The organism is Mycetohabitans rhizoxinica HKI 454 (assembly GCF_000198775.1).
GTDB lineage: Bacteria > Pseudomonadota > Gammaproteobacteria > Burkholderiales > Burkholderiaceae > Mycetohabitans > Mycetohabitans rhizoxinica.
The window spans coordinates 100342-114043 of sequence record NC_014723.1 but is presented as its reverse complement, the minus strand read 5'-3'; the positions used below and the strand labels follow the sequence as shown (position 1 = coordinate 114043).

The 13702-nt window shown below is 57.2% G+C and carries 10 protein-coding genes and 1 pseudogene; 5 read left to right on the top strand and 6 right to left on the bottom strand.

What is annotated here, in order from left to right; genetic code table 11:
• Positions 1-185: 185 nt before the first annotated feature.
• Together RBRH_RS18405 and RBRH_RS15780 are read right to left on the bottom strand one after the other, a co-directional pair.
• A pseudogene (locus RBRH_RS18405) lies at positions 186-611 on the bottom strand (chromosome partitioning protein ParB); the annotation flags it as partial.
• A gap of 197 nt (positions 612-808) precedes the next feature.
• Entirely contained in the window at positions 809-1633 is an 825-nt protein-coding gene (locus tag RBRH_RS15780) for a DUF932 domain-containing protein (RefSeq protein ID WP_013436758.1), read from the bottom strand.
• A 709-nt stretch (positions 1634-2342) separates the two neighbouring features.
• Between RBRH_RS15780 and RBRH_RS15775 the strand changes: the two genes are divergently transcribed.
• Together RBRH_RS15775 and RBRH_RS15770 are read left to right on the top strand one after the other, a co-directional pair.
• On the top strand, positions 2343-2645 hold the full coding sequence (locus RBRH_RS15775; protein ID WP_041755161.1) for a type II toxin-antitoxin system ParD family antitoxin: 303 nt from the start codon (positions 2343-2345) through the stop codon (positions 2643-2645).
• Positions 2642-3004: a type II toxin-antitoxin system RelE/ParE family toxin gene (locus RBRH_RS15770; protein WP_013436755.1), complete on the top strand. Its 363-nt coding sequence runs from the start codon at positions 2642-2644 to the stop codon at positions 3002-3004. Before RBRH_RS15775 ends, RBRH_RS15770 begins: the two co-directional genes overlap by 4 nt.
• A 327-nt stretch (positions 3005-3331) precedes the next feature.
• Here the strand turns inward: RBRH_RS15770 and RBRH_RS18395 are convergent, their stop codons facing one another.
• The 4 genes from RBRH_RS18395 to RBRH_RS20830 form a co-directional block, all read right to left on the bottom strand.
• Positions 3332-3559, bottom strand: coding sequence for a TAL effector repeat-containing protein (locus RBRH_RS18395; protein ID WP_013436754.1), 228 nt, complete (start codon positions 3557-3559; stop codon positions 3332-3334).
• Between the two features lie 12 nt (positions 3560-3571).
• A complete protein-coding gene (locus RBRH_RS20835; protein ID WP_232509427.1) occupies positions 3572-3736 on the bottom strand; it encodes a TAL effector repeat-containing protein in 165 nt (54 codons plus the stop codon).
• Positions 3737-4699: 963 nt separating this feature from the next.
• Positions 4700-7693: a TAL effector repeat-containing protein gene (locus tag RBRH_RS15765; protein WP_013436752.1), complete on the bottom strand. Its 2994-nt coding sequence runs from the start codon at positions 7691-7693 to the stop codon at positions 4700-4702.
• Between the two features lie 618 nt (positions 7694-8311).
• A complete protein-coding gene (locus RBRH_RS20830) occupies positions 8312-8881 on the bottom strand; it encodes a TAL effector repeat-containing protein (protein WP_232509438.1) in 570 nt (189 codons plus the stop codon).
• A 9-nt stretch (positions 8882-8890) separates the two neighbouring features.
• Between RBRH_RS20830 and RBRH_RS21535 the strand changes: the two genes are divergently transcribed.
• The 3 genes from RBRH_RS21535 to RBRH_RS15750 all read left to right on the top strand — a co-directional run bounded on the left by RBRH_RS21535 (position 8891) and on the right by RBRH_RS15750 (position 13660).
• Entirely contained in the window at positions 8891-9127 is a 237-nt protein-coding gene (locus RBRH_RS21535) for a hypothetical protein (RefSeq protein ID WP_415878047.1), read from the top strand.
• Between the two features lie 871 nt (positions 9128-9998).
• Positions 9999-11600, top strand: a complete 1602-nt coding sequence (locus RBRH_RS15755; protein WP_013436746.1) for a hypothetical protein — start codon at positions 9999-10001, stop codon at positions 11598-11600.
• A gap of 332 nt (positions 11601-11932) precedes the next feature.
• Positions 11933-13660, top strand: coding sequence for a hypothetical protein (locus tag RBRH_RS15750; RefSeq protein ID WP_232509426.1), 1728 nt, complete (start codon positions 11933-11935; stop codon positions 13658-13660).
• Positions 13661-13702: the final 42 nt, after the last annotated feature.

The following is a 13702-nucleotide window of genomic DNA, read 5'->3' as shown; positions in this document are numbered from 1 at the left end:
CTCTAAGCTCTAGGCCTGATGGAACGTGACGCGCCGCAGGCGCGTGCGTGACGTGCTGCGCCAGCAGCACGTCACCCTGCCCATTGCGGCGGGACGCGATCGAGGCTTTGCCTACGCTAGCGGGCACCGATTACTGTACTGCGCGCAAGACCGTTGCGCGCCCGCCCCGGCGCAATGCTGCACCTTCACGCGGCCAGCGCGTGGGCCTTTGCCTCGTCGGCTTCGACTTCCGGTGCATCGGTTTCGCCCTCCGCATCCGGTAAGCCTTGCGGCTCGGAACATGGCAGGCAACCAAATGATGCCCTCGGCTAGCCGTTCGGCTTCGCTAGCCATGTTGCTCTTCTTGAGCTTGGATAGTCGAGTGACGTGCGCCGGGGCGAACTGGTCCACGGCTTCTAAAATCGCGGTGTGGCGCGCAGCATCACCACGTTCACCGTGGCCGCGACGTACATAGCCAGCAGTCGCACCAGTTCGTCTTGCGGCTTTGCCAGTAGCACGGCGAACAATGCGGCGCTGTCCTGCGGCAACGCTTCGCTCGCGACCTGCTGCAACTCGCGCAGCGCCACGGCGGCAGGCGACTGCGGCCAGTCCGGGGCCATGCTTGAACAACGTAAGCGTTTGTACTAAACCGCTGACGCGATAGTGAGAGCTAGCCGGAGGTTGGGTCTGCCGCTTTCAGCGGCGCGGCGGTTTCGATGGCGATGACTTCGGTTTGGGCGAGGGCGTTCATGGTGACTACTCCTTGCGTTGAGGGATGCAACGGCGAAAGAAGCGGCAAGGGTTGTTGCCTGCCCCTGCCGCGTGGGAGTCAGGCTTTCAACTGGCGCAGGCCCTCGGCCAGCAGCCACAAGGCACGATTCAGGCGGATGTCGTTGTCGATGCTCGGCACCGGGCGCGTAGTCTGGCGGCGACCATTCGCGGCGCGAGTGGACAAGCCGCCTTTGATAAGGTTTTCTTGCGTGCGGTTGAACACGCTCCACAAGTCGTGGCGATTGTCATCCGTGCGGCGCGGCATCAGGATTTGCGACTCCGTGATGGGCGCGGGCTTGTCCTCGTCATACTTCAATGCCAGTGCGGCACGGGCGAACACCTCGGCTTCGCCGTTGTCCAGCGTGATGGACCGCATGGCATTGCGGGATGACTGCGCTCGCTCGAAGCCGTGCAAGACTTTGTAAGCGCTTTCGATGACCTGCGCGGCCACGTCGCCCTTATGGGGCACGCGCACGTCGGCTACCGTATCGCCGCAAACGAGACCGTTCTGGCACGCGAAGCGGAACATCCCGGCGAGCATCTGATAGCTGCTCGTTCCATCATGGGAGTTCAACAAAATGATCTCGTTAGCTTCGCGGCTACTGATTTGACTGGCATGGCGTAGCCGAATCATGTGCTTGGTGTAGGCGCGGCGGCCGTCTTGCCGCACGCGAGTCTGGCACACCATGAAAGGCTCGAAGCCTTCGCCGCGCAGTTCTTGCAGCACTGTGGCGGTGGGGATATAGCTGTACCGCGGCGAGCGGCTTTCGTGCGAGGCATCCGCGAAGATGGACGGGGCCACGGCGCGAATCTGGTCATCCGACAAAGCACGTTCCGAGCGCAGTACCGGCGAACGGTAAGCGAAGCGGGATACAAATTGCATAGTATGTTTTCCTAACCAATAAATGTTTGTTGTTCACTCCGCACACCGGATTCCTAGATTCGGAGCCCGCCTTTAGGTTGTTTTGTGCGGTCGGCACGAAGAACCCAGTTGGCCTCGTTGCCACCGTCTTTCCTGAGTTCATCGCCCGCGGCGCTCAGGAGCGCGCGGCCGGGTGTCGTCAAGGGAACAAGCGCAGGGTGGGTGCGGCCCGCAGGCGTAGMCGRGGACACGGCCCTGCGCGCCTTGACAACACCCGGCCGCGCGTTACAGTCGCGGACAAGGTGATGAAGTCAAGGCAGACGGCTGGACAGGCAACGGCCGTGTCTTTGTGCCGAGCGCATGCAAGCGAAGCGCGCAGGCCCGAAGCTGAACGCTGGGCCGTAGGGGTGAGCGATGAGCGCCCGTAGGGTCGAGGCTCGCGTAGCGAGGCTCGATGCACAGCACGACAGCGCGTCTGGACAGTACTGGACGGGGTACATGACCGAATGCATCGCCGTACCCTCCCGGCATGGAGGAGACCGCCAATGCGTCTGTAGTTTGAGGCGCTGACGCGGACGATGCAGCTGCTCTATGCCGCTAGCGATGCTGCATTCGAGAAGCGGCGCGTCGGCGAGCGATTGTCGCAGTGCCTAAACGTGTACTTTGTTGAGCGCTGCCATTGGCCGGCACCTGGCATAATATGTCAGTCAAACTTACAAGGACGATTGCTATGCCCACACGCAACGTTGTATTGACCGATCGTCAGGCTGCCTTAGTGGATCGCCTTGTTAAGTCGGGCTATTACCAAAATGCCAGTGAAGTGCTGCGTGAAGGACTTCGATTGATTGAGCGTGAACAAGCCCAAACTCAAGCTAAGATTGAGGCACTGCGCGAAGCGGCCCGAATTGGCATCGCCGATGTGGAGATGGAAAGAATTCGTACGTTCGCGTCAGCCGAGGCCTTGCGTGGCCACTTCGCAAGCCTGGCAGAAGACGCGTTCGCCTCAGGGCCCGAATCCCGAGACACTCAGTGAAAGCAGGTGCAACGATTTGGGCCGTCCGCGTCACGAATACCGCCCGGGATGATTTTCGATGCATCATCGGCTGGAGCGCCCTGCAGTTCGGTAAGCGGCAGGCACGCATTGATGCTGACACACTATCGGCGGCCGTACAGGAGTTGATGGCAGGTCCAACGCTTTGCGGCGTTCAAGCCCGAGATGACATCGCCGCCGGCATCTTGACGCTTCACGTAGCCCGCAACGGCCGCACAGGCCGTCATTTCGTCATGTTTCAGGTTGCGCAACAGCATCGCCACGTCATCGACGTATTGCGTATCCTGCATGAGGCGATGGACTTGCCACGCCATATGTCATCGTTCATGCGCGACGCGTAGCGATCTTTTATGCCGGCAGTGAAAAGGGGCGCTGTACCTTTCGTAAAGGGTGAGCCAAGATCATTGCCAGCACAAGCTGGCTCTTACGGTGCAAAAGCGATGCGCCCCGAGTAGATGATGCAGCGCGAAAAATAAGCATTTGAAAACCTACTGAAGGTCGCCCTGTCAGCAGCACGTTGAAAATGGCTCTTCCGCACTTTGTGTGAAGTTTGTGCCGCGGGTCAGCATCGATTCAACACGCGAGTACAAAGCAGCTAAGAGCCGGCGCGGCCATACATTTGTCGCTTGAGAAACTTGAGCCGATTGACATAGCCTTCGACGATAACGTTACTGTAGAGGGGACAGCAGTGCTGCGTCATAGTCGTGGCCGAGACCTGCCGCTAATCGCCACATTTCAGGCATGCCGCTGGCCTGCCGGTTCACACAAAGTGTGGAAGAGCCATTTTCAACGTGCTGCTGACAGAGCGCTTGAGCACCGCCGCCATTACCGGCAATCTTCACAATATCGGCTCGAATGTAGCCGCGCTCGTTAAGCGTCGGCCCGAGGTCAAGCACCGTATGCAGTGCCTATGCCCCACCGTTATTGCCCGCAATTTTAACGATATCGACTCGGCTGAAACCGCGCTCGCGAAGCGTCGGCTCAACGTCAAGCACTGAATACAGCGCCTGCGCTCCACCGTTGCACGCGATTTTCACGATGTCGGCTTGGCTGAAACCGCGCTTGCTTAGCATCGGCCCACAGTCGAGCACAGCTTGCAACGCGTGGACTGCGCAGTCATAGCTTGCGATTGCTAGGATCGCCAGCCCGGCTCAGTATTTGAGCGAGTTCATTCTGCTTATTTGAGATAAACTCCAAAGTGGTAGCACCACCATATTGTTTCTCAATCTTTTAGCGTTCGAGCGGGCTGAGATTAAGCCAGTTAGCCAATTGTTTATCTTCTTGATGCACAAGCGTCTTCGACATGGGTCACCACGGTGCTGAGTCATCCGCACACCGGCCCTCCCGCACGAGCGAGCGCGCACTGGTTTGCGTGACATTGTCCGCGGCAAAAGATTGAGTACGGCTGGTAAGCCGAGCCCGATCACTTGGCCACCTATCCATTTCAAGCACTCCGTGCCATTGACAGACATGTACTTTGAATGACAGGTGAAATGCGTTACGCTCGACAGCGAACGCTTCGCCTACTGGGCGAAGCAGAGCGAACGACCCGACCATGAGCGTGATGGCGCTCAACATGGCGAAGAGGGGCGCGTTATCTGAGCCACAACCGCCGAGTGTTTAGGCCGTTGGATGGCGTGTGGGCCGTATTCGACAATCAGTTCGCCATTCTGTTCGGCGAGCGATTCACCGCCGCCATCAGCTGAGATTTTTAACCGACCTCAGCACACGAAATTTCCGACACCTCCCCATCTTGAAGAAGAGAGTACCCGCGAACATTTTGAACCTGCCCGACTACACCGTTTCTGACAGTCGAGCACGACTACCACCTCTGCGTCGAGGTGAGGCAATCGCCTACACACTGCCCAAACTGCAACTCGAACCGATTTGTCGGCTTCGGACGCTGCGAATAGCTTGTCAAGGACCTGCCGATGCATGGCAAGCGCGTCGGTATGTACGTCAACACACGACGCATGCAGCGCCGAGCTTACGTTAAGTGTGCGATTCACACACATCAATGCTGGTAACCGCTGCCTCTATTGCCGCTCCAGCAAGAGTGCGACCATCTTTCGTATTCGACCGGCTCCTCCTCGGCGCGCGGCCACATGTACGATCTCCTCGTTGGAGCGTCCTGCCTGCATGAGCACCGGCCCATATTTGAGCACCGCTTTCAACGCCTGAGCGCCGCCATTGCTCGCAATCTCCACGATATCGATTAGACTCAAGTCGCGTTGCCGCAGCGTCGGCCCATGCTCAAGCACCGTCTTCAGCGCCTGAGCTCCACCAGTATTGCTCGCCATTTCGACGATATCGATCAGATTGAAGCCGCGCTGTCGCAGTGTTGGCCCATGCTCGAGCACTGCCTTCAGCGCCTGGGCGCCGCCGCCTTTGCCTGCCATTTCGACGATATCGGTTAGATTGAAGCCGCGCTGTTGCAGTGTTGGCCCATGCTCGATCACTGCTTTCAGCGCCTGGGCGCCGCCGCCATTGCCCGCGATTTTGACAATATTGGTCAGATTGAAGCCGCGCTCGTCCAGTGTTGGCCCATGCTTGAGCACCGCTTGTAGTGCTTGCGCCCCACCGCTATTGCCCGCGATTTTGACGATACTCGCTCGATTGAAGCCGCGCTGTCGCAGTCTCGGCCCATGCTCGATCACTGCCTTCAGCGCCTGGGTACTGCCATCGTTGCCCGCAATGTTGACAATGTCCGCCTGACGGAAGTCACTCTCGCGAAGCGTTGGCTCAAGCTCAAGCACCGCCTGCAGTGCCTGTGCCCCGCCGATATTACCTGCGATTTTGACAATATCGGATTGGCTGAAGCCGCGCTCACGAAACGCTGGCTCAAGCTCAAGCACCGCCTGCAGTGCCTGCGCCCCGCCGATATTGCCCGCCATTTCGACAATATCGGGTTGGCTGAAACCGCGCTCGCGAAGCGCTGGCTCAAGCTCAAGCACCGCCTGCAGTGCCTGCGCCCCGCCGATATTGCTCGCCATTTTCACGATATCGGGCTGGCCGAAGCCTCGCTCGCGAAACGCTGGCTCAAGCTCAAGCACCGCCTGTAGTGCCTGCGCGCCACCACTATTGCCTGCAATCTTGACAATATCGGTCGGATTGAAGCCGCGCTTGTGAAGCGTCGGCTCAAGTTCAAGCACCGTATGCAGTGCCTGCGCCCCGCCGATATTGCCTGCGATTTTGACAATCTCGGGTTGGCTGAAACCGCGCTCGCGAAGCGCTGGCTCAACGTCAAGCACCGAATATAACGCCTGCGCCCCACCGGCATTGCCCGCCATTTTCACGATGGTGGCTTGGTTGAAGCCGCGCTCGCGAAGCGCTGGTTCAAGCTCAAGCACCGCCTGCAGTGCCTGCGCTCCCCCCTTATTGCCTGCAATCTTGACAATATCGGTCGGATTGAAGCCGCGCTTACGAAGCGTCGGCTCAAGTTCAAACGCCGTATGCAGTGCCTGCGCGCCACCGCCCGCGATTTTTACGATATCAACCCGACTGAAACCACGTTTGTCAAGCGTCGGCTCAACGTCAAGCACCGAATACAGCGCCTGCGCCCCACCGCCATTGGCCGCTATTTTCACGATGGTGGCTTGGTTGAAGCCGCGCTCGCGAAGCGTCGGCTCAAGTTCAAACACTGCCTGCAGTGCCTGCGCCCCACCATTATTGCCTACAATCTTGACGATGTCAGCCTGACGGACGCCCCGCTCGCGAAACGCCAGCTCAAGGTCAAGCACCGTATGCAGTGCCTGCGCCCCGCCGATATTGCCCGCCATTTCGACAATCTCGGGTTGGCTGAAACCGCGCTCGCGAAACACTAGCTCAAGGTCAAGCACCGCCTGCAGTGCCTGCGCCCCACCACTATTGCCGGCCATTTTGACAATATTGGCTTGGCTGAAGCCGCGCTCGTGAAGCGCTGGCTCAAGCTCAAGCACCGCCTGCAGTGCCTGCGCTCCGCCAATATTGCTCGCCATTTTCACGATATCGGCCTGGCTGAAGCCGCGCTCGCGAAACGCCAACTCAAGGTCAAGCACTGCCTGCAGTGCCTGCGCCCCCCCACTATTGCCCGCCATTTTCACGATATCGGGCTGGCTGAAACCGCGCTCGCAAAGCGCTGGCTCAAGGTTAAGCACCGCCTGCAGTGCCTGCGCCCCGCCAATATTGCTCGCCATTTTCACGATATCGGCCTGGCTGAAGCCGCGCTCGCGAAGCATTAGCTCAAGGTCAAGCACCGCCTGCAGTGCCTGCGCCCCACCGTTATTGCCTGCAATTTTGATAATATCGGTCGGGTGGAAGCCACGCTTGCGAAGCGTCGGCTCAAGTCCAAGCACCGCCTGCAGTGCCTGCGCCCCACCGCCCGCGATTTTAGCGATATCAACCCGGCTGAAACCACGTTTGCCAAGCGCCGGCTCAACGTCAAGCACCGCCTGCAGCGCCTGCGCTCCACCGCCATTGCCCGCGATTTTAACGATGTCGGCTTGGTTGAAGCCGCGTTCGCGAAGCGTCGGCTCAAGCTCAAGCACCGCCTGCAACGCCTGCGCCCCGCCGTTATTGCCCGCAATCGTGACGATATCGCCCCGGCTGAAACCACGTTCGCCAAGCGTCGGGCCAATTTCAAGCACTGTATGCAGTGCCTGCGCGCCACCGCCCGCAATTTTAACGACATCAACCTGGCTGAAACCACGTTTGCCTAGCGTCGGCTCAACGTCAAGCACCGAATACAGCGCCTGTGCCCCACCGCCATTGCCCGCGATTCTGACGATATCCGCTCGGCTGAAGCCGCGCTTGCCAAGCATCGGCCCACAGTCGAGCACCGCTTGCAACGCCTGGGCTGCGCAGTCATAGCTTGCAATTTTTAAAATATCAGCCCGACTCAGTACTTGAGCGAGCTCATCGTGCTGATTTGAGATAAACGCCAGGGTGGCACCACCACCATAATGTTTCTCAATCTTTATGCGTTCGAGTGGGCTGAGGTTAAGCCCGTTAGCCGATTGCTTGTCTTCTTGATGCATAGACGTCGCCGGCATGGGTCAAACCGATGCCGAACTATCGGCACACCGGCCCTCTCGCACGAGCGAGCGCGCACTGGTTTGCGTGACCTCGTCCGCATCAAGATCGACAAAAGATTGGGTATGGCTGGTAAGCTGAGCCCAAACACCTGGCCACCTATCCATTTCAAGCACTCCGTGCCATTGACAGACACGTACTTTGAATGGCAGGGCAAACGCGTTGCGCTCGACAGCGAACGCTTCACCTACTGAGCGAAGCAAAGCGGACTACCCGACAATGAGCGTGAGCGCTCAACATGGCGAAGAGGGGCAAGTTATTTGAGCCGCAACCAACCAATGGCTGGCTCGAAGTCTTGACGACGTGGGCACGCTTAGCCGCTTCGAGCGTCTCGCTTTGTCAAATCGGAAGGACCGACCTGAGAAACGAAAAGTGGTTGACCTTGGTGCCTTCCTACTGCCTCGCTGAGGTTCGCCGATCTAGGAAATGGTAGGATGCCTACTGCCGCATCGGGTCGCTAATGCGGCCCGCCCGCCTCGGTAGGTTATCAGGTGACGACCGGTAACCATGCTGTGATCGCGGCGCTGTGACCGCATATCGGATTGTCGCGTGCCTTCAATGTTGGCTGAGCGCTGCACCTATTGCCGCCCCGACAATTGTGCAGCCATCTTTCGTATCTGGCCGGCCGCGCCTGTGCGCGCAGCCATATTCACAATATCCTCGTTCGAACGTCCTGCTTGCGTGAGCGCTGGTCCATGTTCGAACACCGCTTTGAGCGCCTGGGCACCGCCATTGTTATCGGCAATCTTTACAATATCGGTCCGGCTGTAGCCACGCTCGCAAAGCGTTGGCCCGTGCATGACAATCGCCTTGAGCGCCTGGGCACCGCCGCCATTACCGGCAATCTTTGCAATATCGGTCCGGCAGTAGCCACGCTCGCAAAGCGTTGACCCGTGCATGGCAACCGCCTCCAGCGCCTGAGCACCACCGCCATTGCTGGCAATCTTCACGATGTCGGCTCCACTGTAGCCACTCTCGCAAAGCGTTGGCCCGTGCATAACAACCGCCTTGAGCGCTCGAGCACCGCCGCCGTTGCCGGCAATCTTCACGATGTCAGCCCCACTGTAGTCGCGCTCGTTAAGCGTCGGCCCGTGCTCAAGCACCGCCTTCAGCGCCTGTGCCCCGCCGATATTGTCCGCGATTCTCACGATGTCAGCTTGACTGAAGCCGCACTCGTTAAGCGTCGGCCCGTGTACGACGACTGCCTTCAGCGCCTGGGCCCCACCGCCATTCCCTGTAATTTTTATAATATCGGCCCGAGCAAAACCACGCTGACGGAATACCTGTTCATAGTCGAGCACCGCCTGCAGCGCATGGGCTGCGCAGTCATGGCAGGCGATTTTCAGGATGTCAGCCCGACTCAGTACCTGAGTAAGCGCATCGTATTTATTTGAGATAAACTCCAGGGCGTCAGCACCACCAGAATGTTTCTCAATCTTTAAACATTCGAACGGGCTGAGATTAAGCCGGGCACCAAACGGTTTATCTTTCTGATACACAGACGTCACCGGCATAATCCCACTGACGTTGGGTCATTCGTACACTGACTCTCGCGCATAAGTGAATCCGCACCGGTTTGCGCAGTATTGCCCGCCTCAAGTTCGTTCAAATAGCAAATGGGGCTATCCCAAACCACTGGTGACATAGCGTATTGCGTGTGATCAAAAATCAGTACCTTGAACGATATTCGCTGCACGTTGTACGCGAGTGCGAACGCACCGCCGAGCCGGCGAAGCACGGCATACTAGATAAAGAGTGAGGCGGCCCAAACATGGTTGGTATGCGTACCGATTGGTGCTCCGATGCAGCCCGTGCGGGCTTTCAGTCGTCTAGGCAATGTCCTTGTGAGTGTTGAGGCGTTGAACGGCGTGTGGGTCGTATTCAACAATTTCGTTTGTCTTGCCGCACATGGATGCGCGCGGGCCGCTTAGCGTTTAGCGCTTGCAGCACGGCCAGATTAGCGCCGTCCTTTCCAGATACAAGATTACGTCTAGCGAGCAGCACAAGGCTTTGATACCGTGGCCACAGCCAGCGGGCAAGCCGTTTTTTCACTCACACAGTCGTGCATACCGCACCTTGGCGGCTCGCGATTCTAGCCTATTTTTTTAATGCGATAAAGCCATTGAAAACGACTTTGTGCATGCCTGATCAGCAATGGTTCTGAAAACCGTTCACCCATGCGTTATATAGTCGGCGCACTCCTATTCGCATCCGCCCGGGCGGCATTGCGACCTTAGGCTTTCTTTCATTCTCAATACGACCAGTATGGATTTCAATACCACGCCACCGCCGAACCCGCACAATGCCGCCATCTATGCGTCCGTCGAGTCGCACAAGAGCGGTCCTAGCAACTCGCCCCCAAGCGGTTTCTTCAGTGCCGGGAACCCTAATACGGCTCAGCGGCAGGCGCCAGCCAATTCTTCTGGCATAGCGCCTATGGAGCGCGTTCACAAGTTTCTAAAAAAAACGTTGCGTGAGAAGGACGGCCCAAGGGAGATTCGGATAGAACCGTTGCGTCAGCTTTTGGATGAGCTCAATAGAGACGTTGTGGATTCAAACATCCTATTAGCAGCACTAGACAGGCTGGCCATGTCCGGAATTAATGAATTTCCTCGCGCTGAGCAGACAGAAGCATTTACGCACATCTTTGCTGAGGTGCTGAAAATCCCGAATAGTAAGGCGCTGCAGGACAAAATGATTCATCATTTTGAATCTGACTATAATGTGGTAAGTACCACGGGGCTGGGCTCCTATCATGTTGTACCTGCTGAGTCGATGATCGCAGTGTTCGATGCAATCCTCAGCCGCACAATCGCTAGTCCATTGGAGGAGCGGCGCAAGATACTGCCGCTCCTGGCACTGCAACTGGACTCTTCTCATTGGACCGGGGAACAGAGTTGGGCAGCCGTTCACGGCAGACCCTATAATCCAAGGCCCGAGTTGACGGCGCGATTTGATCGGCTGCTGAGCGAAATGGCGCGGTTGGATGATATCGGACGGGCAAAATTGAGCGCAGAACTAGCCAACCAGTTATTTCTGCTTCATTGTTTGGATCGCACCCTTGTGTTGAACCGACATCAACGTTTGCTCAATTACGTCGAAGCGCTTCCCGAGAAGCTTCAATCCATACCCCGCAAGGCGCTGGGTCGTGCGATTCGATGGCTGCCTGAGCACACACGCCTTGCTACCTACGAATCCATGCTCGAAGCAGCCAAGCGGTTGTCAATAGGCAAAGGCGAGGCATTGGCCGGGTTACCCGAAGCACTGGCCGGTTTGACCGCTGCCGAGCAAAATCGAAGGCTGCAACAGTGGAAGTACGAAATCCTGCCCATGTTGGATTTATCGGATCAAGAGCCAATCGTTGCAGGATTGATCGCTGCCTTTGGCAACTTGGCTGAGGGGAACAATCCCGAATTTGCGCTGGCGCTGGCGCTTGATACCTTTGAGAGGACGTCCGGCGGCCAGAGTATGGATAAAGAACGGTTTAGCAAAATAATTTTAGAGATTCGCTGCAACTCGAAGCATACGTACTCTCCCGAGACGCTGGGACGTATCCTCGATCTGGGTAGCGGTATTCCACCGTCCACACGAGAAATACTTCTTCTCGACCTTGAAGAGTGGCTAGATTGGAAGTTTTTTAACAAGGCGTTGGGCACGCAGGAACAGCTCTTTTTGCCGATACAGGCGCGCATCCGCGACGAACGAGCCAAATTGGCACCTGAGCCGCTACTTAACCTTGACCCTGACCCATTACCGGTAACATGGTGGGAAGATCCCGACCGACGGAAGGTAGCTGGTCATGCAGACGGCGAGCGTCGTCGGCGACCCATCGTCGATTGGATCAAGGTACGGCTAGGCCGGCGATGAGATAACGCTCATCTAGCGATGGCGTATGGGAAAAACTGACGTAGTCTGACCATGCGACTCGCCAATTATTGATTTATATCACTATGCCAAATCGCGCTTCAGACTGTCAATTTTCTGTTCCGCGAATTGAGTTTTCGACTGGCCAAATTAGTGCCACCCTTTTCCAGACAACAAGATCACGTCTAGCGAGTAGCACAAGGCTTCGATGCCGGGGCAAGAACCAGCGGGCAAGCCGTTTCTGATCCAACACAGTCGCGCCTACCGGACCTTGGCAGCCCGTAATTCTATCCTATTGTGTTGATGCGACAAAGCCATTGAAAACGACTTTGTGCATGCCTGATCAGCAATGGCTCGGAAAACCGTTCATCCATGCGTTATATAGTCGGCGCACTCCTATTCGCATCCGCCCGGGTGGCATTGCGACCTTAGGCTTTTCTTTCATCCTCGATACGTCTAGCATGGATTTCAATACCACGCCACCGCCAAACGCTCACAATGCCGCCATCTATGCGTCCATCGACTCGCACAAGAGCGGTCCTAGCAACTCGCCCCCAAGCGGTTTTTTCAGCGTCGGGGATCCCCATACGGCTCAGCAGCAGGCGCCAGCCAATTCTTCTGGCATCGCGCCTATGGAGCGCGTTCACGTGTTTCTAAAAAAGACGTTGCGTGAGAAGAACGTCGAAAGTGAGGTCCGCATAGGAGCGTTGCGTGAGCTGTTGGATGGGCTCAATAGCGACGTTGCGGATCCGAACATCCTATTGGCAGTACTAGACAGGCTGGCCATGACTGGAATCAATGAATTTCCTCGCGCTGAGCAGCTAGAAGCATTTACGCACATCTTTGCTGAGGTGGTAAAAATCCCGAATAGCAAGGCGCTACAGGATAAGATGATTGATCATTTTGAACCTGCGTATCATGTGGTGAGCACCGCGGGGTTGGGCTCCTATCATGTTGTTCCCGCCGAGTCGATGATTGCAGTGTTCGATGCAATCTTTAGCCGCACGATCGCTGGTCCATTGGAGGAGCGACGCAAGATACTACCCCTCCTCGCACTGCAACTGGACTCTTCTCATTGGACCGGGGAGCAAAGTTGGGCGGCCGTTCACGGCAGACCCTACAAACCAAGGCCCGAGCTGATGACGCGATTCGATCGGCTGCTGAACGAAATGGCGCGGCTGGATGACCTCGGACAGGCGAAATTGAGCGCGAAACTCGCTAACCAGTTGTTCGTGCTTCATTGCCTGGATCGCACTCTTGTGCTGGAGCGGCATCGGCGCTTACTCAGTTACGTCGAAGCGCTTCCCGAGAATCTTCAAGCGACACCCCGCAAGGCGCTGGGTCGTGCGATTCGATGGCTGCCAGAGCACACACGCCTTGCTACCTACGAATCCATGCTCGAAGCAGCCAAGCGGTTGTCAATAGGCAAAGGCGACGCGCTGTCAGGGTTGCCCGAAGCGCTGGCCGGCTTGACCGCCGCTGAGCAAAATCGAAGGTTGCAACAGTGGAAGTACGAAATCCTGCCGATGTTGGATCTATCGGATCAGGAGCCGATCGTTGCAGGACTGATCGCTGCATTTGGTAACTTAGCCGAGGGGAACAATCCCGAATTTGCGCTGGCGCTGGCGCTTGATACCTTCGATAGGACGTCCGGCGGCCAGAACATGGATAAAGACCGTTTCGACGACATCATTCGAGGGATTCGCGGCAACTTAACCCACACGTACTCCCCCGAGACATTGGAACGTGTCCTCGATTTGAGTAGCGGTATTCCACCGTCCACACGAAGAAGGCTTCTCCTTGACCTTGAACGGTGGCTGGATGTGAAATTGTTAAAAGAGAAATTAAGCAAGCAAGAACAGCTGCTGTTACCGATACAGGCTCGCGCACGGGACGAACGAGCCAAATTGGCACCTAAACCGCGACTTAACCTCGACCCTGACCCATTACCGGTGACATGGTGGGAAGATCCTGACCGACGGAAGGCGGCTGCTCACACAGATGGCGAGCGTCGTCGGCGACCCATCGTCGATTGGATCAAGGCACGGCTGGTTCGGCGATAACATAACGACAGCCGATCACCTTTGAGAGGGCGAACGTACGCG

Bases quoted from the DNA above. Each gene is read 5' to 3' on its own strand.
- RBRH_RS15780 (WP_013436758.1), bottom strand. From the start codon at position 1,633: ATGCAATTTGTATCCCGCTTCGCTTACCGTTCGCCGGTACTGCGCTCG.
- RBRH_RS15775 (WP_041755161.1), top strand. From the start codon at position 2,343: ATGCCCACACGCAACGTTGTATTGACCGATCGTCAGGCTGCCTTAGTG.
- RBRH_RS20835 (WP_232509427.1), bottom strand. From the start codon at position 3,736: ATGCTAAGCAAGCGCGGTTTCAGCCAAGCCGACATCGTGAAAATCGCG.
- RBRH_RS15765 (WP_013436752.1), bottom strand. From the start codon at position 7,693: ATGCCGGCGACGTCTATGCATCAAGAAGACAAGCAATCGGCTAACGGG.
- RBRH_RS15755 (WP_013436746.1), top strand. From the start codon at position 9,999: ATGGATTTCAATACCACGCCACCGCCGAACCCGCACAATGCCGCCATC.
- RBRH_RS15750 (WP_232509426.1), top strand. From the start codon at position 11,933: ATGCCTGATCAGCAATGGCTCGGAAAACCGTTCATCCATGCGTTATAT.